At 65.8% G+C, this 22,432-nt stretch carries 18 protein-coding genes; 9 read left to right on the top strand and 9 right to left on the bottom strand.

From position 1 onward, the window contains the following. Nucleotide 1: 1 nt before the first annotated feature. The 4 genes from DCN14_RS10060 (at nucleotide 2) to DCN14_RS10045 (ending at nucleotide 4,352) form a co-directional block, all read left to right on the top strand. Nucleotides 2-721 carry an HAD family hydrolase gene (locus DCN14_RS10060; RefSeq protein ID WP_096501316.1) on the top strand — a complete coding sequence of 240 codons (720 nt, stop codon included), beginning with the start codon at nucleotides 2-4 and terminating at the stop codon, nucleotides 719-721. Next, the gene (locus DCN14_RS10055; protein WP_096501314.1) at nucleotides 718-1,857 is read left to right on the top strand and encodes a branched-chain amino acid ABC transporter substrate-binding protein; all 1,140 of its coding nucleotides are present in this window, start codon (nucleotides 718-720) and stop codon (nucleotides 1,855-1,857) included. The genes DCN14_RS10060 and DCN14_RS10055 overlap by 4 nt, the downstream gene beginning before the upstream one ends. Before the next feature lie 146 nt (nucleotides 1,858-2,003). Further along, the gene (locus DCN14_RS10050) at nucleotides 2,004-2,399 is read left to right on the top strand and encodes a hotdog domain-containing protein (RefSeq protein WP_096501312.1); all 396 of its coding nucleotides are present in this window, start codon (nucleotides 2,004-2,006) and stop codon (nucleotides 2,397-2,399) included. 231 nt (nucleotides 2,400-2,630) lie between these two features. After that, the gene (locus tag DCN14_RS10045) at nucleotides 2,631-4,352 is read left to right on the top strand and encodes a sigma 54-interacting transcriptional regulator (RefSeq protein WP_346265262.1); all 1,722 of its coding nucleotides are present in this window, start codon (nucleotides 2,631-2,633) and stop codon (nucleotides 4,350-4,352) included. Nucleotides 4,353-4,538: 186 nt separating this feature from the next. On the opposite strand, the gene DCN14_RS10040 is transcribed toward DCN14_RS10045, so the two are convergent. From DCN14_RS10040 to DCN14_RS10030, 3 genes are all read right to left on the bottom strand, one after another. Continuing rightward, nucleotides 4,539-5,678, bottom strand: coding sequence for a patatin-like phospholipase family protein (locus tag DCN14_RS10040; protein WP_096501310.1), 1,140 nt, complete (start codon nucleotides 5,676-5,678; stop codon nucleotides 4,539-4,541). Between the two features lie 247 nt (nucleotides 5,679-5,925). Next, nucleotides 5,926-6,267 (bottom strand): cupredoxin family copper-binding protein, encoded by a 342-nt coding sequence (locus tag DCN14_RS10035; protein WP_096501529.1) that lies wholly within the window; start codon nucleotides 6,265-6,267, stop codon nucleotides 5,926-5,928. Between the two features lie 17 nt (nucleotides 6,268-6,284). Beyond that, nucleotides 6,285-7,229, bottom strand: a complete 945-nt coding sequence (locus DCN14_RS10030) for a metallophosphoesterase (RefSeq protein WP_096501308.1) — start codon at nucleotides 7,227-7,229, stop codon at nucleotides 6,285-6,287. 255 nt (nucleotides 7,230-7,484) lie between these two features. Between DCN14_RS10030 and DCN14_RS10025 the strand changes: the two genes are divergently transcribed. The 3 genes from DCN14_RS10025 (at nucleotide 7,485) to DCN14_RS10015 (ending at nucleotide 12,258) form a co-directional block, all read left to right on the top strand. After that, on the top strand, nucleotides 7,485-9,074 hold the full coding sequence (locus tag DCN14_RS10025) for an inorganic phosphate transporter (RefSeq protein WP_096501306.1): 1,590 nt from the start codon (nucleotides 7,485-7,487) through the stop codon (nucleotides 9,072-9,074). Nucleotides 9,075-9,154: 80 nt separating this feature from the next. Beyond that, nucleotides 9,155-10,906, top strand: a complete 1,752-nt coding sequence (locus DCN14_RS10020; RefSeq protein ID WP_096501304.1) for an ABC transporter permease subunit — start codon at nucleotides 9,155-9,157, stop codon at nucleotides 10,904-10,906. 11 nt (nucleotides 10,907-10,917) lie between these two features. Continuing rightward, a complete protein-coding gene (locus DCN14_RS10015) occupies nucleotides 10,918-12,258 on the top strand; it encodes a nitrate/sulfonate/bicarbonate ABC transporter ATP-binding protein (RefSeq protein WP_096501302.1) in 1,341 nt (446 codons plus the stop codon). Nucleotides 12,259-12,288: 30 nt separating this feature from the next. On the opposite strand, the gene DCN14_RS10010 is transcribed toward DCN14_RS10015, so the two are convergent. Then, nucleotides 12,289-13,167: a MurR/RpiR family transcriptional regulator gene (locus DCN14_RS10010; protein ID WP_096501300.1), complete on the bottom strand. Its 879-nt coding sequence runs from the start codon at nucleotides 13,165-13,167 to the stop codon at nucleotides 12,289-12,291. Nucleotides 13,168-13,538: 371 nt separating this feature from the next. On the opposite strand from DCN14_RS10010, the gene ggt reads away from it, so the two are divergent. Beyond that, complete coding sequence (gene ggt, locus DCN14_RS10005) at nucleotides 13,539-15,290, top strand: gamma-glutamyltransferase (protein ID WP_096501298.1); 1,752 nt, start codon at nucleotides 13,539-13,541, stop codon at nucleotides 15,288-15,290. 233 nt (nucleotides 15,291-15,523) lie between these two features. After that, the gene (locus DCN14_RS10000) at nucleotides 15,524-16,852 is read left to right on the top strand and encodes a dicarboxylate/amino acid:cation symporter (protein ID WP_096501296.1); all 1,329 of its coding nucleotides are present in this window, start codon (nucleotides 15,524-15,526) and stop codon (nucleotides 16,850-16,852) included. A gap of 157 nt (nucleotides 16,853-17,009) precedes the next feature. Here the strand turns inward: DCN14_RS10000 and DCN14_RS09995 are convergent, their stop codons facing one another. The 5 genes from DCN14_RS09995 to DCN14_RS09975 all read right to left on the bottom strand — a co-directional run bounded on the left by DCN14_RS09995 (nucleotide 17,010) and on the right by DCN14_RS09975 (nucleotide 22,413). Continuing rightward, nucleotides 17,010-18,494 (bottom strand): cytochrome c, encoded by a 1,485-nt coding sequence (locus tag DCN14_RS09995; protein WP_096501293.1) that lies wholly within the window; start codon nucleotides 18,492-18,494, stop codon nucleotides 17,010-17,012. Between the two features lie 4 nt (nucleotides 18,495-18,498). Next, nucleotides 18,499-20,151 (bottom strand): GMC family oxidoreductase, encoded by a 1,653-nt coding sequence (locus tag DCN14_RS09990; protein ID WP_096501291.1) that lies wholly within the window; start codon nucleotides 20,149-20,151, stop codon nucleotides 18,499-18,501. A 5-nt stretch (nucleotides 20,152-20,156) separates the two neighbouring features. Further along, nucleotides 20,157-20,675, bottom strand: coding sequence for a sorbitol dehydrogenase family protein (locus tag DCN14_RS09985; RefSeq protein WP_240327200.1), 519 nt, complete (start codon nucleotides 20,673-20,675; stop codon nucleotides 20,157-20,159). A 543-nt stretch (nucleotides 20,676-21,218) separates the two neighbouring features. Further along, nucleotides 21,219-21,734, bottom strand: a complete 516-nt coding sequence (locus DCN14_RS09980; RefSeq protein WP_096501286.1) for a heme-binding protein — start codon at nucleotides 21,732-21,734, stop codon at nucleotides 21,219-21,221. A 277-nt stretch (nucleotides 21,735-22,011) separates the two neighbouring features. Beyond that, nucleotides 22,012-22,413 (bottom strand): DUF3331 domain-containing protein, encoded by a 402-nt coding sequence (locus DCN14_RS09975; RefSeq protein ID WP_096501280.1) that lies wholly within the window; start codon nucleotides 22,411-22,413, stop codon nucleotides 22,012-22,014. Nucleotides 22,414-22,432: the final 19 nt, after the last annotated feature.

The raw sequence follows: 22,432 nt of genomic DNA, 5'->3' as shown, positions 1-22,432 counted from the left end.
CATGAATATCAAAGCACTGACGTTCGACTATTTCGGCACGCTGGTGGATGTCGACAAGGGAGGCATGGCGGGGATTGCCGAAGTCATGCGCATTCTCGGCGTCGCTTCTTCGCGCCCGGTATTCGACGTGTACCTCGACTGGGACATGCGCAACGTGCAGACCTATCGCGGCGGCGCGTACCGCAGCTATCGCGCGGTCGCGCAGGACGCCCTGACCGGCTGCCTCGACGCGTTGTTCCCGAACGCGCTCGACGGCCACGACGTCGAGGCGCTCACCGACGTGCTGCTCACGCACCTCGTCGAGTCGTCGCCGCCGCACGCGGATGCGCTCGAGTTTCTCGACTGGGCCGGGTCGCGCTATCCGCTGATGCCGATCACGAACATGGACAGCGACCTCTGGCGCAGAAGCCAGCTGACGCGCTATTTCGAGCATGTCACGACGGCCGAGATGGCCAAAGCCTACAAGCCTTCGCATCTGATATTCAGCCTCGCGCTGGATCGCCTCGGGCTGGACGCGCACGACGTGCTGCACTGTTCGCTCGCCAGCTGGGCGGATATCGACGGCGCGAAGCCGCTCGGCATGCACGTGGCGTGGATCAACCGCGCCGCGGACACGCTCGGCCCGTGGCAGCCGCGTCCCGATTTCGAATTCGAGACGCTGTCGCCCGTTCGCGATGTCCTGACCCAGTCGCAGTCCGCCACTTCGGGGGAATTGAAATGAAACGCACGATCCTGATGTTTGCCGTCACCGTCGTCGGTGCCGGCGTGACCGGATTTTCGTCCGGTGCGAGCGCCGATACCGTCGTCAAGATCGGCGCGGCCGGCCCGCTGACGGGCAGCTCGGCCCAGAGCGGCAAGGACGACGAACGCGGCGTGCAACTGGCCATCAACGAGCTGAATGCCCGCAAGCTGGTGATCGGCGGACAGCCGGTCAAGTTTCAACTGGTGTCGGTCGACGATCAGGGCGACCCGAAGGTGGGCGTGAACGTCGCGCAGAAGCTGGTCGACGGCGGCGTGGCGGCCGTGATCGGACACTACAACTCCGGCGTGAGCATTCCGGCCGCGCGGATATACAACGATGCGCATGTCGTGATGATCACGGGCGCATCGTCGAACCCGGAGCTGACCCGGCTGGGATTTCCGTACGTGTATCGTCTCGCGACGAATGACAACGTGATGGGCCGGCGCATGGCCGATTACTCGGCCAACGTGCTGAAGCTCAAGCGCGCGGCCGTGGTCGACGACCGGACCGCGTACGGCACCGGCGTGGCGGACGTGTTCGTGAAAACCGCGGAGAAGGACGGCATGACCGTCGTCGCGCGTGAATACAGCACGGACAAGACGACGGATTTCAAGGGCATCCTCACGCACATCAAGGCGACCAATCCGCAGGTCGTGTTCTACGGCGGCTATTACGCGCAGGCGGCGCTGCTTGCGCGCCAGATGGTCGATCTCGGCATCAACGCGGTGCTGGTCGGCGGCGACGGTATCTGTTCGCCGGAGTTCAGCAAGCTGTCGAACAACGTTCTCGACAACAAGATGTTCTGCGCGCAGGGCGGCGCGCCGCTCGACAGCCTGCCCGACGGCAAGCGTTTCAGGAGCCGGTTCAAGAGCACGTTCGGCGCCGACGTGGATACCTATGCGCCGAGCTTCTATGCGGCGACGCTCGTCGTGGCCGATGCGATGCAAAAGGCCAATTCGACGTCGCCCGAGGTGTATTCGAAGGTGATGCGCGAGCAATCGTTCACCAGCATGCTCGGGCCGGTGAAGTTCGACGCGCAGGGCGACTGGGTCGATGCGCCGGTGACCGTCTACAAGCTGTCGGGCGGCACCCTGACGCCGGTCGGCGCGCAGTAGCGAACGCGGCGTCGAAGCCCGGTTCGAGGCGGCGCCGTGGTCGCGCCGGGCCGGGCGTCGATGCCTGGATGAACGGCCCGACGCCGTTGCGATTCAGCCGCGCGGCATCGGCATCGCGGCAATGATTTGACCGACAAGGAGATTTCATGATCCATTCTGGAGCGACGGCGACCCTGACGCGTCGGGTCGCCGTGCAGGACCTGGCTTCCGCCTTCGGCAACGATTCGGATGAAGCGTATCCGGACGTGATGTCGACGCCCGCGATGCTCGGTCTCATGGAGCGGGCATGTGCGGAAATCATGCGCGGCGAACTGGAGAACGGGCAGTTGTCGGTCGGCGTCACGACGCAGCTGACGCACTCGGCGCCCACGCCGGTCGATGCGCAAGTGAGCGCCACGGCCAGCTTCCGCGGGCGGGAAGGCAGCCTGTTCGTATTCGATGTCGTCGTGCACGATCCCAAAGGGCAAGTCGGCAGCGGAACGCATGCGCGCGCGATCGTCGATCGCGCCGCCATCGAGAAGAAGGCCGCGTCGCGCCGTTGATCGCGGCAATGGCCGGCCGTGGCGCGAGCGTTCGTCGCACGGGCGGCAGCGGGGTTCAACATGAACGGTTTTTGCGCTGGTAAGCTGGGCGGATCTGCCACCGTGCTGCGAACGATAATGGACGAGCGAAGTCTGGGCGCTGCCGACCGATCCGGCGATCTCCGGTCGGCGATCGATACGGCTTGCTGGCGCAATGCAAGACGTGTTGCGGCGCAGCGGTTCGGCGCATACGTGCTGACGTTGGACGACGACGCGGTTCCGCTCGAAGCGGCGGACGACGCTGCGCGCGCGCTGGCCGCGCAGTGCGGCATCGACGTCGGCGCGCTGGCGCTCGACCGGCTGCTGCGCGACGTCCGCGATGCGTTGCGGGAAGGCGGCGCAACGGTCGATGTGCCGCTCGCCGCCGTGGACGGCCTGCACTGCGCCGCGACCTGCGTGCCGGCCGGATCCGCCAGGGTCTACCTGCTCGCATTGCGGCGAGCGGAACGCGACGCGCGATCGCTGCACGACATGCTCGCGCTGCTCGACATCACGCTGGGCGTCTCGCTGAAAAGTCATTTCGATCTCGTCGCGCACCAGACGCTGGTGGAGGAGCAGAAGGCGATCATCGACCACATCGGCGACGGGCTGATGGTGCTCGGTCGCGGCGGCATCGTGCGTCATGCGAGTACCGTCGCGGGACGGATTCTCGGGATCGATCCGGTGGCCAGCATCGGGCGGCCGCTCGAGGCGCTGATCGACTTCGAGCCGATCATTGCGCCGATCTTCACGACCGGCGTGGGCTACGTCGATCGCGAACTCATCATCGACTCGCCCGCCCGTCACCTGCACCTGATCGACACGGCGATTCCCGTCAAGAACAGCTGCGGGCAGGTGGTTTCCGTCGTCAACACGTTCCGCGAGATCAAGCGCGTGCGCAGCATCGCCGGCAAGTATGCGGGCAACTACGCGCGCTATACGTTCGAGAACATCGTCGGGCAGAGCGACAGCCTGCTCGACGCGATCGGCGCCGCCCGCAAGGCGGCGCACGGTTCGGCGAATCTGCTGCTCAGCGGCGAAAGCGGCGTCGGCAAGGAGGTTTTCGCGCAGTCGATCCACAACGCGAGCGCACGCCAGGCCCAGCCGTTCATTGCGATCAACTGCGCCGCGCTGCCGCACGACCTGATCGAAAGCGAACTGTTCGGGCACGCGCCGGGCAGTTTCACCGGGGCGACCAAGGAAGGGCGGCCGGGGAAATTCGAGTCCGCCGACGGGGGCACCGTCTTTCTCGATGAAATTTCGGAGCTTCCGATCGACGTGCAGGCGAAGCTTCTGCGCGTACTCCAGGAACGCGAAGTGACCCGGCTCGGAGATACCAAGGGGATCCCGATCGACGTGCGCATCATCTGTGCGAGCAACCGCGATCTGGAAGCGATGGTGGCGGCGAAGGAGTTCAGGGAGGATCTGTACTATCGCTGCAACGTCATCGAGATCTCGATTCCGCCGTTGCGATCGCGCAAGGCCGACATCACGGCGACCGCGAACTTTTTTCTGAGCAAGTACGCGACGCTGCTGAACAAGAAGATATTCGGGTTCAGCAAACGGGCGCTCGATCAGATGCATGCCTACGCATGGCCGGGCAATGTCCGGGAGCTGGAGAATCTCGTCGAGCGCACCGTGAACCTGAGCGACGAAGGCATCATCGACGACGTGTCGGCTTTGTTGCGGCCGCCGCGCGGCACGGGCGGCATGTCCGATCCGATACCGGCACCCGGCATGCAGCGAAAGCCCGGCACGCGGGGCGATCAGGCGATTCAATCGCTGAGGGACGTCGAGCGCGACGCGATCCATCACGCGCTGGCCGCGTGCCGATTCAACGTGACGCGTTGCGCGGCCCTGCTCGAAATCTCGAAGCCGGCGTTGTATGCAAAGGTGAAGCGATACAACATCAAGCTCGAACGGCCGTTGCATTAGCCGGCTCCGGCCATTCGGCGCGTGGATCGCTGTCGACGCGGGTGCCGATCGGCGCGGCTGGTCGAGTCGGGGCGGGCCACCGCCATGTTATGGCGGCGTGAGTGCGAGTGCGTGTGCGTGTACGCGTGTGCCTTCGATGCTGCGCGACGGGCGATCCGCGCGGCGATACCGCGCGCCGCATCGGCATCAGCCATGCCGCTCTCCGATCCGGTTCTCGTCCGGGCTCCACACGCTCAATCCTTCCGTCGGCGCCATCGGAATCTCCCACGGCCGCGCGGCGATCGTCTGCATCGTCGCCTCGAACCCCGCCTGCCGGCGCGCCGCAATCCCGGCCGGCGTGAAATCGATGTCCTTCCACTGGTCGTCGCCGTCGAGCCGCGGCGCCGCGAGCTTGATCACGCGCATCGTCGTCTGGCAGCCCCACGCGGCGAGCGCCTGCACGTCGGCCGACGTACGCTCCGCTTCCGGCAGCCGCGTGACCAGTTCCTGGATCACGTGCCGCAGCCGGTGAATCTGCTGTTGCCGCGCGATATGGCTGTCGGTGCGGCTCGCGTACTGGATGTCCTTCTGCCGCTCCGACACCTGCCAGATGCTTTTCGGCTCGGGCCCGACCGGATTCCACATCTGCACCGAGAAGATGATCGAGCTGCGGCGCGGCGCGTCGTCCAGCACGACCTCGACCGGCGTATTCGAATAGATGCCGCCGTCCCAGTACGGCGCGCCGTCGATCCGCACGGCCGGAAACGCGGGCGGCAGCGCGCCCGAACTCATCACGTGCTCGATGCCGAGCGGCAGGTCGCGCGAATCGAAATAGCGCATCGCGCCGGTGCACGCATCGACCGCGCCGACGGTCACGCGCGGCGGGCCCGCGTTCAGCCGGTCGAAATCGACGAGCGAGGCGAGCGTGGCGCGCAGCGGATCGACCACGTAGTACGACGCGTGCTCGACGCCGACGTGCGCGAGCGGCCCGAGCCACGCGGCCGGGTTCGGCCGGAAAAATCCCGGGATGCCTGCGCCGATGACGCCGAGCTCGGCGCCGATCTTGTCCCAGCTCGTCGGGAAGCCCGGCACGTCGAGCGCGGGCCGTTCGGTGACGCGGCCCCAGAACTCGGCCATCCGTTGTGCGCGATGTCCCGGCGCATTGCCGGCGATCAGCGCCGCGTTGATCGCGCCGATCGACGTGCCGATGATCCAGTCGGGCTGGATGCCGGCCGCATCGAGCGCCTCGTAGACGCCGAGCTGGTACGCGCCCAGCGCGCCGCCGCCCTGGAGGACGAGCACGACTTGCCCGGGCAGTTTCGGAGGTGCGGGTTGATTCGCCGTCATCGCTGGCCTCGTGGTCGGTGACGGCCGGAGGCGCCGGCCGGATGGAATCAGTGTAGGCGATCGGCGGACGGTTCTCGTGCGGGAATCGGGCGTTGCGGGCCGCGTGCATCCATGCCGGTTATCGGTTATCGAGCGCGAGCCGGCGCGGATTCGGGTGCGGCACAGCGTGCCGATCCGGCCGCGTTCGCGGCCGGCGTTGCGACCAGGCGCACAGCCCGCGCGCCGCGTATCGGCATGTGCCGCACGCTCATTCGACGGTGATCGTCTCCTTCATATAAGGATGGATCCCGCAGAACACCTTGTATACGCCCGGCTTGTCGAAGCGGAACGAATAGGTTTCGTCCTGGTCGAGCGCCTTCGAATGAAAGATCCCCGCGTCGTTGACGACGGTATGCGGTTCGGCGTCGAGATTCTTCCACGTGATCGTCGTGCCGGCCTTGATCGTGGTCGACATCGGCGAAAACATGAAATTGCGGATCGTCACGAGCGAGTCGGCCGGGCCCTGCGCGAACGCGGCGAGCGGTGTGCCGCCGATCGCCGCACACAGGAACAGCGCGGCCGGCAGCGCCGGTTTCCCGAAGCGGTTCATGTCGGTCTCCCGGTGCGTCATGCGAGCGTCGCGTCATGCAGCGACGATGCGAGCGGATGGCCCGAGAAGTCGACCGTCGTGACGCCGAGCATCGCGGGCAGCCGGTCGCGCGGCACCATGAGCGGCACCGGGCCCGGCCCGTTGCCGGCCGTCGGCTGCGGGAACGCGGTGGAGCGCGCGGTATGGAACGTCACGTTGCCCTCGACCTTCGACACGATCTGGTGGATGTGTCCGTTCAGCACGGTGACGGAACCGAAGCGGCGCAGCAGCGCCATCGTCTGCGGCGCGTCGCCGGTGCCCCAGCCCCACGGTTCGTAGATGGTCCACATCGGCATGTGCGAGAGCACGACGATCGGCGTGCTCGACGACTGTCCCTTCAGGTCTTGCGCGAGCCATGCAAGCTGATCGTCGCCGAAGCTGCCGAGCCCGTTCGGTTTGAAGTGCATCACGTTGACGAGCGCGACGAAGTGCACGCCCGCGTGATCGAAGCTGTAGTAGCCGCGGTTGTTCGACGCGCGGCCGAACCGGCTGAAGTACTCGGCGCCCGACCCGTCGGTGACGTCGTGTTCGCCGGGCACCGTGTGCAGCTCCGGCACGCGCAGCGCGGACAGCAGTTGCGACGCGCGGTCGAATTCCTCCGGTTTGGACAGGTGCGTGATGTCGCCGGTGTGGATGGCCAGCGCGGGCGCGGCGGACATGCCGTTGACGAGATCGATGGTCTGCCGCAGCGTCGCCGCGACGTCGGGATTCGCGTCCTTGTTGAAGCCGATGTGCGTGTCGCTGATCTGCACGAACAACGGCCGGCCCGCATCGGCGGAGGGGCGCTCGCCGTTTTGCGCGAGCGCGAGGTCGAACGGCGTCAGGATGCCGCCCGACAGCGTAAACAGCGTACCGAGGCCGCCGAACGCCATGCATTGCAGGGCTTTGCGGCGCGACGGGCGGGTGGGAGTCGATGAAGACATGTGAGCCTCGCAATCGTATGACGGAACCGGACGGCCGGATCGTCCGGAAATAAACCGGCGTCGTTCGCTTGCGATACCGATGCGGCGGCGGATTTATTCCCGCGTGTTACGAGGCGGAACCCCGGTGCTCGCGGCTTGCGAGCCGAGACGGGGTCATAGCAGGATGACCTGTCAATGTCCTGTAAGTGACACGTCACATTTGCGTCATGGCCGCCCGATAGCCTGCGACACCGAATCACCTCTCCGGAGCCCCTCATGCCGAATCTCGCGGCAACGGAAACCAGCGGTGCCGCCAGCCATCGCACACGCACCATCAGCCTCGCGCTGTTTTTTCTGATCATTGCCTGCGGCATCGTCTACGTGGGCGTTCACCTGAGCGCGGATCTCGGCCCGGTCAAGGAAAGCTCGATCCTGCCGTTCCTGCTGCTCATCGTCGCGCTGCTGATCGCGCTCGGCTTCGAATTCGTGAACGGTTTTCACGACACCGCGAACGCGGTCGCGACCGTCATCTATACGCATTCGCTCGATCCGCACCTGGCGGTGGTGTGGTCGGGGCTGTGGAACCTGTGCGGCGTGCTCGTCTCGAGCGGCGCCGTCGCGTTCGGCATCCTGCAGTTGCTGCCGGTCGAACTGATCCTGCAGGTCGGCAGCGGGTCGGGCTTCGCGATGGTGTTCGCGTTGCTGATCGCGGCCGTCACGTGGAACCTCGCGACCTGGTATTTCGGCCTGCCGTCGTCGAGCTCGCATACGCTCGTCGGCTCGATCATCGGCGTCGGGCTGATGAACCAGATCGTCAGCGGCCCGTCGGGCACGAGCGGCGTCGACTGGAACCAGGCGCTCGGCGTCGGCAAGGCGCTGCTGTTTTCGCCGCTGGTCGGCTTCGTGCTGTCCGCGCTCGTGTTGCTGCTGCTGAAGGCGCTCGTGCGCGTGCCGGCGCTGTATCAGGAGCCGAAGGGCAACAAGCCGCCGCCGTTCTGGATCCGCCTGCTGCTGATCCTCACCTGCACCGGCGTGTCGTTCGCGCACGGGTCGAACGACGGGCAGAAGGGCATGGGTCTTATCATGCTGATCCTGATCGGCGTGATGCCGACCGCCTATGCGCTGAACAAGGCCGTGACGCCCGACCAGACGAGCACGTTCGTCGCGGTCGCGCGCCATGCATCGACGACGCTCGTGAAGTACGCGGACCCCGCCGCGCAGTCGGGCGACGCGCGCGCCGACGTCGAGGCCTACGTGCGCACCCACAAGCTGGCACCCGCGACGATTCCCGCGCTGCGCAAGCTCACCGACACGATCGCCGACCAGGTCGCGCAGGCCGGCGGCATTGCGAGCGTGCCGCAGAACCTCGTCGACAACGTGCGCAACAACATGTACGTCGCGTCCGAGGCGATCCGGCTGATGGAAAAGGCGAAGGCGCCGGCGTTCTCCGCCGAGGATGCGAGCGCGCTCGACGCGTTCAAGCAGCAGATGGACCGCGCGACGAAGTTCATCCCCACGTGGGTGAAGGTCGCCGTCGCGATCGCGCTCGGTCTCGGCACGATGGTCGGCTGGAAGCGGATCGTCGTGACGGTCGGCGAGAAGATCGGCAAGTCGCACCTCACGTACGGGCAGGGCGCGTCCGCCGAAGCCGTCGCGATGCTGACGATCGGGATGGCCGACGCATACGGGTTGCCGGTGTCGACGACGCACGTGCTCGCGTCCGGCGTGGCCGGCACGATGACCGCGAGCGGCGCGGGGCTGCGCTGGGACACGGTGCGCAACCTCGTGCTCGCGTGGGTGCTCACGTTGCCCGCGTCCATCGCGCTGTCCGCCGTCCTGTACTGGGCGCTGCACGGCCTGTTCTGAACCGCGTCGGCTGATGCCGCGCCCGGCCGCGCGTCATGCGGCCGGCCCCATCGATTTTCAATTCGACCAAGACGCTACCGATGGATATCAGTTTCGATCCGAACCGCACCGCGAACGCCTCGGCGTGGCGCGTGCTCCCCAACCGCTGGGATGCCGTCGCGTTTCCGCTGATCATCTGCCTGCTCGCGATGGCGATCGTCGGTTTCCATCAGACGATGGCGCCGATCGGCGTGCTGCAGACGCAGAAGATTTCGCTCGATCCGTCGAACCTGCCCGAATACGCGTTGCGCACCACGCTGCGGATGCTCGCCGCGATGATCGCGTCGCTCGTGTTTACGCTCGTGTACGGCACGCTCGCCGCGAAAAGCCGCCGCGCGGGTATGGTGCTGATCCCGATCCTCGACATCCTGCAGTCGGTGCCGGTGCTCGGCTATATCTCGTTTACGGTCACGTTCTTTCTCGCGCTGTTTCCGGGGCGCGTGCTCGGCGCCGAACTCGCGGCGATCTTCGCGATCTTCACGAGCCAGGCGTGGAACATGACGTTCAGCTTCTACCAGTCGCTGCGCACGGTGCCGCGCGATCTGAGCGAAGTGTCGCGCGGTTTCCACCTGACGTCGTGGCAGCGCTTCTGGAAGCTCGAGGTGCCGTTCTCGATGCCGGGCCTGATCTGGAACATGATGATGTCGATGTCGGGCGGCTGGTTCTTCGTCGTCGCATCGGAGGCCATCACCGTCGGCAACCAGACCATCACGCTGCCGGGTATCGGCGCGTATCTCGCGCAGGCCATCTCGGACAAGAACCTCGGTGCGGTGGGCTGGGTGATCGTCGCGATGTCGGTCGTGATCCTCGCGTACGACCAGTTCCTGTTCCGTCCGCTCGTCGCGTGGGCCGACAAGTTCCGGATGGAGAACACCGCGTCGGGCGATGCGCCGCAGTCGTGGCTGCTCGACATGCTGCGCCGTACGCACCTGATCCATCAGTTGCTGGTGCCGGCCGGCTGGCTGCTGTCGCAGGCGGCTCGCGTGCCGCTGCGCGTGCCGTCGTTCAAGGGTGTCGGTGCGCGCGTCGCATCGAGCCGCCGCTCGTCGCGCATCGGCGACATCGTGTGGGGCGCGTGCGTGATCTTGCTGACGGTGTACGTCGTATGGCGCGTCGTCAGTTTCGTCGCGACCGGCGTGACGATGGCCGAAGTCGGTCACGTGCTCGTGCTCGGGCTCGTCACGCTGCTGCGCGTGCTGGTGCTGATCGCGATCGCATCGTTGATCTGGGTGCCGCTCGGCGTGCTGATCGGACTGCGCCCGAAGCTGGCCGAGAAGATCCAGCCGCTCGCGCAGTTCCTCGCCGCATTCCCCGCGAACCTGCTGTTCCCGGTGTTCGTGATCGTGATCGTTCACTTCCACCTGAACGCGGACATCTGGCTGTCGCCGCTGATCGTGCTCGGCACGCAGTGGTACATCCTGTTCAACGTGATCGCCGGCGCGATGTCCTACCCGAACGACTACAAGGAAGCGACGAAGAACTTCCGCATTCGCGGCTGGCAGTGGTGGCGGCAAGCGATCCTGCCCGGCATCTTCCCGTACTACGTGACCGGTGCGATCACCGCGTCGGGCGGCGCGTGGAACGCGAGCATCGTGTCCGAGTTCGTGCAATGGGGCGACACGAAGGTCGTCGCGCACGGCCTGGGCGCATATATCGCGCAGACCACCATCGCTGGCGATTTCCCGAAGATCATCCTGGGCATCGCCGTGATGTCCCTGTTCGTTACCTTGTTCAACCGCCTGCTGTGGCGTCCGATGTACGCCTATGCGGAATCCCGGCTCCGTCTCGATTGAGAGTAAGCACGATGCAAAATTCGACCGTCATCAACGCCCCTGCCCAGGCGCCGCTCCAGCCGCCGCGCCTCGGCGAGGAAATCCTGCGCGTCGACCACGTGAACCGTGGCTTCAACAAGACGCAGGGCGAATTGCTCGTGCTCGACGATGCGAACCTGTCGCTGCGCGAAGGCGAGATCGTCGGGCTGCTCGGCCGTTCCGGGTCGGGCAAATCCACGCTGTTGCGCATCATCGCCGGCCTGATCGAGCCGACCGGCGGTGAAGTGACCTATCTCGGCAAGCCGCTGAACGGCCCGGCCGAAGGCGTCGCGATGGTGTTCCAGACCTTCGCGCTGTTTCCGTGGCTGACCGTGCTGCAGAACGTGGAAGCCGGCCTCGAAGCACTGGGCGTCGGCGCGCGCGAGCGGCGCGAACGCGCGCTCGCGGCGATCGACCTGATCGGTCTCGACGGTTTCGAGAACGCGTATCCGCGCGAGTTGTCGGGCGGGATGCGCCAGCGCGTGGGTTTTGCGCGCGCGCTCGTCGTCGATCCGACGATTCTGCTGATGGACGAGCCGTTCTCGGCGCTCGACGTGCTGACCGCGGAAACGCTGCGTACCGACCTGCTGGACCTGTGGACGCAAGGCCGGATGCCGATCAAGTCGGTGCTGATCGTCACGCACAACATCGAGGAAGCGGTGTTCATGTGCGACCGGATTCTGGTGCTGTCGTCGAACCCGGGCCGCGTGATCGCGGAGATCAAGGTGCCGTTCAAGCATCCGCGCAACCGGCTGGATCCCGATTTCCGCAAGCTGGTCGACGACATCTACGCGAAGATGACCGCGCGCCAGACCAACGAGGCGACGAAGAAGGGGCTCGAACTCGGCAGCTGGCTGCCGCAGGTGTCGACCAACCTGATGGCCGGCCTGATCGAGACGCTCGCGATGGCGCCGTACCATGGCCGCGCGGACATGCCGGAAATCGCGCGCACGCTGCATCTCGAAGTGGACGAACTGTTCCCGATCGCAGAAGTGCTGCAGTACCTCGGTTTCGCGGACGTGCGCGAAGGCGACGTGTTCCTGACGCCGCCGGCGCGCGTGTTTGCCGAGTTCGGCACGCAGGAGCGCAAGCTGATGTTCGCGGATCATCTGCTCAAGCATGTGCCGCTGGCGGCGCGGATCAGGAAGGTGCTCAACGAGCGCCCGGGCCACCGCGCGCCGCGCGTGCGTTTCGAGCAGGAGCTGGAGGATTTCCTGTCGGATGAAGCGGCCGAGGAAACGCTGGATGCGGTGATCGACTGGGGGCGTTACGGCGAAGTCTTTTCGTATAACGACAAGACGGAGGTGTTCAGTCTCGAGGACGTCGAAAGCTGACCCCCACGCCCGGATGGCGACTGCCGACCGTCATTCGGGCAAATCCCGCAGGTTCGTATCCTGCTCGATGCCGCCGTTATTGAGCCGCTCGATCTTCTCCATCCGCTGCCGCGCGAGTTCCGGAAGCTGGTTTGTCACGCCGATCACGAGCGCTTCGGCGAGCGCCAGCGCAGGCACGTTGGTCTGCAGCATCGCGAACGGACGCCCGAGGATCCGCAGCACGATCTCCGCGAACGCGCTGATCGGCGAGCGCCATTCGTCGGTGATCAGCAGCACCCGCGCGCCGAGCCGGTGCGCGGCCTGCGCGAACCGGATGCTGTCCTTCTGGTAGCGGCGAAAATCGAAAATGACCAGCACGTCGCCGGGCCCCATGTCGGCCAGCGAGACGGACGCGAGATTCACGTTCGGCTCGACGTATTGAACCTGCGGCCGCGCATATGCGAGCGTGAACGAAAACAGCGAAGCGAGCGGTGCCGTATATCGCCCGCCGCCACAGAAGACGCGCACATCCGGATCGGCCAGCAGCGTTACGGCCTGGTCGAAGGCGGCCGCGTCGAGTCCTTCGATCGTCGTCGCGAGCGATTGCGAAAGCCGCTGGAAGATCGCCGCATGGCTGTCGCGCATCCCGGATTCCGAATGGAACGCATCCATGCGCGCGAGCGGCGAGTTCATCGCCGTGTCGATCTCGTCGTGCAACGCCTGCTGGAACGACGAGTAGTTCGGGAAGCCGATCCGCACGACAAAGCGGAACACGGTCGGGTCGCTGACTTCGGCTTGCTTCGCGACGCTCGCGATCGGCCCGAGCCCGAGGCTCGGGTACCGATCCAGCAACGCTTGCGCGACCTTCTGTTCCGACGGCGTAAAGCTATCCATCTGGGATAGCAGCAACGCCCTGATGCTTGTCCCCATCGGGCACTCCGGCTTTCTCGTATCTGAATGACAAACGGCAGACATGCGTCTGCCGGCGACTCCATGCATGTTAGCCGATCGGCGCGCCGCGGGCCGCGCGCGGCTGCCGATTGGAGGGACGCATCATTCGGCGCCTCATTTCGCCTGATTTGTAATAAAACAAACATAACGAGCCACCTGGCAGTACAAGCGCTCGCGCAAAAATTCAGTGAATACCCTAGGTTTTGACATGAAAATGCCAATGCTATGATCGCGGCCTTGCTGAAATGTATCGTTCATTACATGTCGAATCAGCAGCGACGCCCAGTCCGTTGACTGGGCGCGCATCCCCGGCGTGGCCCGGTTATCTGAATTGTCTGGAGGATTCCGTCATGAGGCGGCTCGTAGTACTCACCCTGTTGTCGGCCATGAGCGTGTGCGCGTTCGCGGCGTCGGAACCCGCGGTCGAAGCGAAGAACGGCATGGTCGTGTCGTCGCAGCATTTCGCGTCGCAGATCGGCGTCGACATCCTGAAGGAAGGCGGCAACGCGGTGGACGCGGCGGTGGCGGTCGGCTACGCGCAGGCCGTGACCAACCCGTGCTGCGGCAACATCGGCGGCGGCGGTTTCATGACCGTTCACCTGGCCGACGGCCGCGACCGTTTCATCAACTTCCGCGAAACGGCGCCGGCGGCGGCTTCGGCGAACATGTACCTCGATGCGAAGGGCAACGTCATTCCGGACGACAGCCTGTACGGCTATCGCGCGGTCGGCGTGCCGGGCACGGTCGCGGGCCTCGATCTCGCGCAGCGCAAGTACGGGAAGCTGACGCGCAAGCAGGTGATGGAGCCGGCGATCCGGCTCGCGCGCGACGGGTTCGTGCTGACGCGTGCCGATACGGACATCCTCGACACGACGATCGACCGCTTCAAGAAGGACCCGGACGCCGCGCGCATCTTCCTGCGTCCGGACGGCACGCCGCTGCAGCCGGGCGACCGCCTGGTGCAGAAGGATCTCGCGCGTACGCTCGAGCGCATTGCAGAGCAGGGCCCCGACGCGTTCTATCACGGCGAAATCCCGAAGATCGTCGAAGCGGCGGCCAGGCGCGGCGGCGGGCTGATCACGGCGGCGGATTTCGCGTCGTATCGCGCGCAGGACATGGCGCCGCTGACCTGCACGTATCGCGGCTACGAGTTCGTGTCGGCGCCGCCGCCGAGCTCGGGCGGCGTGACGATGTGCGAGACGTTGAACATCCTCGAAGGGTATGACATGCGCAAGCTTGGCTACCATTCGGCCGCGTCGATCCACTACATGACCGAAGCGATGCGCCACGCGTACGAGGATCGCAACACGCTGCTGGGCGATCCGAACTTCATCGACAACCCGATCGCGAAGCTCACGAGCAAGGAATACGCGGCGCAGATCCGCCAGAGCATCCACGCCGACACGGCGACGCCGTCGGTCGACGTGCAGCCGGGCGTCGGCGTGCACGAGAAGCCGGAAACGACGCATTACTCGATCATCGACCACGACGGCAACGCGGTGTCGACGACGTATACGGTCAACGGCCGCTTCGGCGCCGTGGTCATTGCGCCGGGCACGGGCTTCTTCCTGAACGACGAGATGGACGACTTCACGGTCAAGGTCGGCGCGCAGAACCTGTTCGGCCTCGTGCAGGGCATGCGCAACTCGATCGCGCCGGGCAAGCGTCCGCTGTCGTCGATGGCGCCGACCATCGTGAAGAAGGACGGCAAGGTGTTCATGGTGGTCGGCTCGCCGGGCGGCTCTCGGATCATCACGATCACGCTGCAGACCGTGCTGAACGTGATCGACTACGGGATGGCGCCGCAGGACGCGGTCGACGCGCCGCGCATCCATCATCAATGGCTGCCCGACGAGGTCTATTACGAAACCTACGGCCTGTCGCCCGACACGCTCGCGATCCTGCGCAACATGGGCTACAAGATGGTCGAGCAGACGCCGTGGGGCGCCGCCGAGCTGATCCTGGTCGGCCTGCCCGGCACCGAAGCGGCGAGCCGCCAGAGCTCCGGCAACGACTCGTCGGTCTCCGGCAACGTGCGCGTCGGTTTCGTGTACGGCTTCAACGATCCGCGCCGCCCGGCCGGTTCGGCGATCGGGTACTGATCCCGGGCGCGCTCCAGCACGCTGAACGGCTGCAACCGGCGTTCGCCCCGCGCGCGAACGCCGGGGCGGCGGCAGCGCATCCGTTCGCGGACTTTCGCAGTCCCTTTCGCAGCAGCAAGCGCGGCGGCGGCCCGGCATGCCGGGCACGACCGACCCGCAACACGCGCGCCGCGGCACGGCACCGGCGCGCGCTTTTCGCCCTTCAATTCCTGCCCCGTGCATCGAATTCCGCTATGAACAAACGAATGTCCGCAGCAGTCTGGATCCTGCTCGCGATGGCGGCCGGCATCCTCATCGGCTACCTGATCTACACGCAGTTTCCGAACAAGCAGTCGGCCGTCGAGATCGCCGGCTACATCTCGCTCGTGTCCGACGTGTTCCTGCGGCTGATCAAGATGGTGATCGGCCCGCTGGTGTTCTCGACGCTCGTCGTCGGCATCGCGCACATGGGCGATGCGTCGTCGGTGGGGCGCGTGTTCGTGAAGGCGCTCGGCTGGTTCGTCACCGCGTCGCTGATCTCGCTGCTGCTCGGGCTGCTGATGGCGAACCTGCTGCGGCCCGGCGAGAATCTCGGCCTGCCGCTGCCGGACATCGGCGCGTCCGCGCATCTCGCGACGTCGAAGTTCACGCTGAAGGATTTCGTCGGCCACATGGTGCCGAAATCGTTCGCCGAGGCGATGGCCAACAACGAGATCCTGCAGATCGTCGTGTTCTCGATGTTCTTCGGCGTCGCGCTGTCGGCGCTCGGCGAGCGCGGCAAGATTCTCGTCGTCGCGATCGACCAGCTGGCGCACGTGATGCTGAAGATCACCGGCTACGTGATGAAGCTCGCGCCGCTCGCGGTGCTGGCGGCGATGGCGTCGACGGTTGCGATCAACGGGCTGTCGATCCTGCTGAAGTTCGCGGTGTTCATGGGCGACTTCTACGTGAGCCTGTTCCTGCTGTGGAGCACGCTCGTCGCCGCCGGCCTGCTGTTCCTCGGCCGCCGCGTGTTCAAGCTGCTCGTGCTGATCAAGGAAGCGTTCATGCTGTCGTTCGCGACGGCCAGCTCCGAAGCCGCGTACCCGAAGATCCTCGATGCGCTCGACCGCTTCGGCGTGCGGCGCAAGATCTCGAGCTTCGTGATGCCGATGGGCTATTCGTTCAACCTCGACGGCTCGATGATGTACTGCACGTTCGCGTCGCTGTTCATCGCGCAGGCGTACGACATCCACCTGTCGCTCGGCACGCAGATCACGATGCTGCTGATCCTGATGCTGACGTCGAAGGGGATGGCCGGCGTGCCGCGCGCATCGCTCGTCGTGATCGCGGCGACGCTGCACCAGTTCGACATTCCCGAAGCCGGGCTGCTGCTGATTCTCGGCGTCGATACCTTCCTCGACATGGGGCGCTCGGCCACCAATGCGGTGGGCAATTCGATCGCCAGCGCGGTGGTCGCGAAGTGGGAGGGGGCGCTGATGTCGGAGTCGGAGGCCGCGGCGCATGCCGCGCATCTCGACGCCGAACTGGAACGGCAGATCGACGGGCCGGCGCCTGAGGCCGGTCAGGCAAGCCTGACCTGAGCGTGTGCCGGCGACGGCGCATCACGCGCCCGGAGAGCCGGCGGTTCGCGAGGTTGCCGCGCATCGCGGCAACCTCTGGCGGCTACATCGCGTTCATGCCGTCAGTCACGGCTGCCGCGGCGAACGTTCGGCGGCATCGCGACAAGGCCGCAGCCGATCAGACCGCGCTCTGGCCGGGCGCCACGCGACGCGCGCGGCGGCGCCGGACCATGATCCCGAATACGATCAGCAGCACGACAACCACCGGCGCCGCCAGCATCAGCGGCCGGGCCCGCACGAGCAGCGGAACCGGGCCGCCGCTGCGCACGACGGCCACATCGTCCGGCGTCACGGTCACGTCGGCATTGCCGTATTGCGCGAGCACGTAGTTCGCGATCGCGGCGATCTGATCATCCTTCAGCGGCTGGACGTACGAATCCTCGCCGAACGACGGCATCAGCACGTGCTGGCCGCCTGCGTCGCGGTCGACGCCGTACAGGATCGCGGCAATCAGGTTCGACGGATTGCGCGAGCCTGTGGCGGTGTTGTTCGACAGCGACGGATACGCCTGACTCGGGCTGCCCTTGCCGTTGGCCTGGTGACAGCTCGCGCAGTAGCCGCTGAACAGCGCCGCGCCCGTCGTCAGCGAGCCGTTCGCATTCAACGCGGACATGCCGCGCAACGTTGCTTCGCTGCTGACCACGCGACCGTGCGTGAATGCCGGGGCAGACTCATGCGCGTCGCGGATCGGCTTCGTGCTGCGCAGATACGTGACGATCGATTGCAGATCCGCGTCCGACAGATACTGCAGGCTGTTCTGCACGGCTTCCGCCATCGGGCCGGCCGCCTGGTTCTTCCCGGGGGCGCGGCCGGTCTTCAGGTACGACACCAGCTCGTCGTCGGTCCACGCGCCGATCCCGCTCACCGGATCCGACGTGATGTTCGGCGCATACCACGCGCCGAGCTGTGCGCCACCCAGGTTGCGGCCGAAGTCTTCGGCCATCAACGCGTTGCGCGGCGTGTGGCACGCGCTGCAGTGCGCGAGCACGTTGGTCAGGTACGCACCGCGATTCCACTGCGCATCGTGCGCCGGATCGGCCTCGAAACGCTTGTTCGTCAGGAACAGCATGTTCCAGCCCGCCATCGCGATGCGCATGCCGAACGGGAACGGCAGGTTCGTCGCGGGTGCGGGATCGTCGACCGGCTTCACGGCGTGCATGAAGTAGCTGTAAAGCGCGAGCACGTCGTCGTCGCTGAGGCCGCTGTACGACGTATACGGCATCGCCGGATACAGGCGTGCGCCGTCCGCGCGCACGCCTTCGCGCAGCGCGCGTGCGAACTGCGCCTCGGTGTAGTTGCCGATGCCGGCCGTTTTCGATGGCGTGATGTTGCTCGAATAGATCTGCCCCATCGGCGACGCGATGCCGTATCCGCCCGCGAATGGTTTGCCGCCGTCGAGCGCGGTATGGCAGGCCATGCAGTCCGCCGCGATCGCGAGCTGATGGCCTTTTTCGATCAGCGCGGCATCGGCCGATGCCGATGTCGATGCCGTTTGCGCGAACGCGGGCATGCTGCCGGCGATGCCGAACAGTCCGAGTGCGATGGCAGCGCCGTAGCCGGCGGCGCGCAGCGTGCGAAGTTGTCGTTGGATCGTGTGTTTCATCGGATCAACCCTTCGCGAGGCTGGCGGAAATCGAATCCGCGGCTTTCAGGCCGAGGGCCGCCATTGACAGCGTCGTGTTGACGACGGACGCCGACGGCATCGCGCCGCCGCCCGGCAGCCACAGGTTCGCATGGTCGTGCGCGCGGCAGTCGCCGTCGACGACCGAGTTCTTCGGATCGGCGCCCATGATGGTGCCGCCCATGATGTGATTGTTCGCGTTCAGCGACGTCGTGATGTTGAACTCGACCGCGTCGAACAGGCTGCCGATATGCGTGAGCTGCTTGCATGCCGCGTCGTAGCCGCGTCGCACGTAGTCGCCGACGTCGTAGTGGATGTCGGGGCACGCGAGGCCGAGCGGATCGACGCGCGTCTTGCTGAGCGTCAGGCGGTTGTTCGGATCCGGCAGCGGCTCCAGGCTGATCGACAGGTCGACGCCGTAGATCGCGCGACGCCGGATTTCCTCGTCGAGCGCCTTGCCGACCAGGCCGAGCTTCAGCGCCTGCTGCGTGGCCGGCCCGACGCGCGAGATGTTGTTCAGGATCATCTTGTTCGCCGAATACTGCCCGCGGAAATCGCCGTCGCGCGGGCCGACGATGCAGCTGCTCTGCGCGGGGCCGCGGCCGAGCCACATCGGCTCGTTCGCGAGGAACGTGCAGTGGAAGCCCGAGTGATCCATCATGTTGCGGCCGACCTGGTCCGAGCCGTTCGCGATGCCGCGCGGATTGCGTTCGTTCGCGGCGAGCAGCAGCAGGCGCGGCGTCTCGATGCCGTTGCAGGCGAGCACGAACATCTTGCCGCTCGCCTTGTGAGACTTGCGCGACGTGTCGTACCAGTGCACGGCCGTCACGCGATTGTTCACATCGGTGTCGATCTTGTAGACGACCGATTCGGCGAGCACCTTAGCACCCTTGCGCTCCGCGCGCTCGATGTGATGGATGCCGTTGTACATCGCGCCGATCGGGCAGATCGGCTGGCAGTTGTTGTTGCCGCAGCAGACCGGGCGGCCTTGCCACGGCCGCGTGCTGCGCGCCTGCGGAATCGGGATCGATCGATAGCCGTGCGCGTTGACGACTTCGGCGAAGCGCCGGTCGCCATGGCCCCACGGCACCATGTCCATCGGATACGGGCGGCTGCGCTGCGACGGCGACTGCATGGCCGGATCGCTCGGCCCGGCGACGCCCATCTGCTCTTCCGCGCGGCAGTAATACGGTTCGAGATCGTCATAGGAGATCGGCCAGTCGCGGCCGACGCCATACGTCGACTTCATCCGGAAATCGACCGGCAGGTGCCGCCAGCTCGACGCGGCCCAGTGCCACGTCGTGCCGCCGACCGTGCGCAGATAACCCTGCTGGAAACTCTGGCCGTCGCGGCCGCTCAGGCCGACGTAGTTGTTCTTCGGAAAATACAGCGGGGCCGGCGCGTTCGGCGCCTGCGGGTAGAGCCCCTGGAAGTCGGAGCCCACGCGATTGTCGAAGGGCATGTTGCGCCAGTTCTCGACCGCCTGCGCGCGTTCGATGCGCAGGCCGGATTCGATGATCAGCACCGAATGGCCCTGGCTGACCAACTGGTCGGCGATCAGGCCGCCCACCACGCCGGATCCCACGATCACGACGTCGGCCGACACGTCGCCGTTCGATTCAAATTCAGGAGTTCTCATGGGATTCAGGCGTGCTTTTGCTGGAGCGGGGTAGTTGCTGGCGCAACCGTTTTGCGGGGCGGCGCGACATCGGCCGGCGGCGGTTCGGCGGTCCACCACAGCGGGCCGTTCGAACAATAGGTCGGCGCGCTCATCCCGTCGTGGACGGTGTCGTACATCAGCGCATCGGCATAGGCGACCATCACGGCCTTCTGGCCATGTCCGACGGTGCCCGTGTACCACGCGGCGACGATCGCGAGTGCCGTGTCGTGCAGGCCGGCGCCGTCGGCATCGGCCAGCAGTTGCGCGGGCGTCTGGCCGGGGCGGACGCGTTGCGCCAGCGCGGTCGCACGCGCGGCAAACCCGGCATCGGTGCGACCGAATGCGTCGACGAGGCGCGAGGCCGTCGTCGGGTCGAGATCCGGATGGCCTGTCAGCGCTTTCGACAGCGCGAGAAAGGTTTTGCCGTCGAGCGACGGCTGCTGTGCGAAGGCGGATCCGGGGGCGGCGGTCAACAGCCCGACTTGCGTCAGCGCCGCCGCCATCACTTTCAGCGCCGTTCTCCGGGTAACGCCGGCGCGCGCTGTGACGCGCCTTTCATGATCGTGTGGGGCCATGTCGTTTTCGTCTTTTTGCGAGAGATATTTTCTTTCTTAGAAGATTCCGCGAGGGGAGTCGCTCCCGGTCGCAACGACCGGAATGTCTTCCTTCACGGCATTGCGTCACGCATCCGAACACACCGGCAAACGATCATGACCGGCTGAACGGAGAATGCCACATGCCGTGAGAATCAGCTTTTTATCTGTTAAGGCGGGGCATCATCCGGGGACGCGAAAATGGAACCGGTTCCATTTTCGCGTCCAATAACCCCGTTCAAATTTTCATCGTGAGGGGGAGTGTATCGATATTGCCGGGATCGCGTATTTTCGCGACGGAATCGGGCGTCGAATTCCGGCCGGCACGCTGTGAATCCGCCGGGCCGCAATTGACCGCGGATACGTGAAAACCGGCTGTAATTGAAATGTCAGAAAAGATTATTCAGTTGAAGGAATAATCGATTCGTCGAGAGCCTGCCTGTTGTGCGCGATTTACCTGATTGCCGCCGCACCGGCAGCCGCGATCACGCTGTCCTGCACGCCCGCGCCGCCGCTGGTGCCGATCGCGCCGATCAATTGCCCGCCGATCACGATCGGAATGCCGCCTTCGCCGGCGAGAATACCCGGAATGCTGAGGTTGCCGGTCGCGCCGCCATTGTTGATCGCGTTCTGCATATCCTTGGTCGGCCTGCGAAAACGCACCGACGCACGCGCCTTGGCTTCGGCGATCTCGACGGACGCGAGTTGCGTGCCGTCCATTTTGTCGCACGAAATCAGATTTCCGCCGCTATCGACGACGACGACCGCGTATTTCCAGTTTCGGTGCCGCGCCTCGGCTTCGGCCGCCGCAATGACGGTACGCGCTTGCGCGAGCGTAATGGGCGGGCCGTACGGAATGTCGTACGGGAGCCGTTCGGGAACCGGTGTCGGCGAGGTGGATTGGGCTTGGGCATGAGCCGCGAAAATGGCGGCAGCCGCAATGAGGATTCGGGATTTCTTTGCAAGCATACGTCGCTGATACGGTTAGGCCGGGTTTATTTCAGGCGTCGGTCGGTGGCGAAGGCGCGACGCTTTCGCAATTGAAGGGATGCCGGGCTCGATGGCAGGCACCCTCGGCGGTTGCGACGGAAATATATTGCATTCCCGGCCGGTTTGCAGCGACGCGAGATGGGCGGCGGTATCGATACGCGCCATGCCCGGTCACGCCATCGCGTGCATGACGGGTCGTGGCCGATCGTCGCCGGCAACGACGAATCGGTCGTTCAGGTGCTCGCCGGCCTGTGCGTCACGCATCGGCCGTCGCGGAAACTGCGGTATCGATGCACGCCGCGAGCACCATCGCGGCGGCATTGCCCGGCGCCGAGCCGAGCAATTGCGGTGCGTAGACGCTGTCGCCGGCCAGGATCGGCCGCCCCGACAGCGCACAGACGCCGCGCTTGCGCGTCGTGAACAGCCGCCACTTCTGATAGCCGTAATGTCCGGTGCACGCATCGCACCACGAAATCATCACTGTGTCGGCCGTGGGCCGTTCGAGCACGCTGATGGTCGGCTTGCTTGCCGGGTCCCACGACGGCAACCGGTCGCGCGTGATGCTGCGCCGCCGCGGGCCGCCCCACGAGACGGGTGGCATGTCGAAGCTGCCGATCGCGGCAACGGTCATGAGCCAGGGCGCTGCACGGTCGTTCATGTCTGTTTTCCTCGAAACG

Origin of the sequence: Burkholderia sp. IDO3 (assembly GCF_003366075.1) — a bacterium.
GTDB lineage: Bacteria > Pseudomonadota > Gammaproteobacteria > Burkholderiales > Burkholderiaceae > Burkholderia > Burkholderia anthina.
The sequence above is the reverse complement of the archived record's forward strand: the minus strand, read 5'-3'. Positions and strand labels throughout refer to the sequence as shown.

Coding starts and splice junctions, on each gene's coding strand:
- DCN14_RS09975 (WP_096501280.1), bottom strand. CDS start 22,413: ATGAACGACCGTGCAGCGCCCTGGCTCATGACCGTTGCCGCGATCGGC.
- DCN14_RS10020 (WP_096501304.1), top strand. CDS start 9,155: ATGGATATCAGTTTCGATCCGAACCGCACCGCGAACGCCTCGGCGTGG.
- DCN14_RS10060 (WP_096501316.1), top strand. CDS start 2: ATGAATATCAAAGCACTGACGTTCGACTATTTCGGCACGCTGGTGGAT.
- DCN14_RS10015 (WP_096501302.1), top strand. CDS start 10,918: ATGCAAAATTCGACCGTCATCAACGCCCCTGCCCAGGCGCCGCTCCAG.
- DCN14_RS10035 (WP_096501529.1), bottom strand. CDS start 6,267: ATGAACCGCTTCGGGAAACCGGCGCTGCCGGCCGCGCTGTTCCTGTGT.
- DCN14_RS10025 (WP_096501306.1), top strand. CDS start 7,485: ATGCCGAATCTCGCGGCAACGGAAACCAGCGGTGCCGCCAGCCATCGC.
- DCN14_RS09990 (WP_096501291.1), bottom strand. CDS start 20,151: ATGAGAACTCCTGAATTTGAATCGAACGGCGACGTGTCGGCCGACGTC.
- DCN14_RS09980 (WP_096501286.1), bottom strand. CDS start 21,734: ATGCTTGCAAAGAAATCCCGAATCCTCATTGCGGCTGCCGCCATTTTC.
- DCN14_RS10010 (WP_096501300.1), bottom strand. CDS start 13,167: ATGGGGACAAGCATCAGGGCGTTGCTGCTATCCCAGATGGATAGCTTT.
- DCN14_RS10000 (WP_096501296.1), top strand. CDS start 15,524: ATGAACAAACGAATGTCCGCAGCAGTCTGGATCCTGCTCGCGATGGCG.
- DCN14_RS10030 (WP_096501308.1), bottom strand. CDS start 7,229: ATGTCTTCATCGACTCCCACCCGCCCGTCGCGCCGCAAAGCCCTGCAA.
- DCN14_RS09985 (WP_240327200.1), bottom strand. CDS start 20,675: ATGGCGGCGGCGCTGACGCAAGTCGGGCTGTTGACCGCCGCCCCCGGA.
- DCN14_RS10055 (WP_096501314.1), top strand. CDS start 718: ATGAAACGCACGATCCTGATGTTTGCCGTCACCGTCGTCGGTGCCGGC.
- DCN14_RS09995 (WP_096501293.1), bottom strand. CDS start 18,494: ATGAAACACACGATCCAACGACAACTTCGCACGCTGCGCGCCGCCGGC.
- ggt (WP_096501298.1), top strand. CDS start 13,539: ATGAGGCGGCTCGTAGTACTCACCCTGTTGTCGGCCATGAGCGTGTGC.
- DCN14_RS10040 (WP_096501310.1), bottom strand. CDS start 5,678: ATGACGGCGAATCAACCCGCACCTCCGAAACTGCCCGGGCAAGTCGTG.
- DCN14_RS10050 (WP_096501312.1), top strand. CDS start 2,004: ATGATCCATTCTGGAGCGACGGCGACCCTGACGCGTCGGGTCGCCGTG.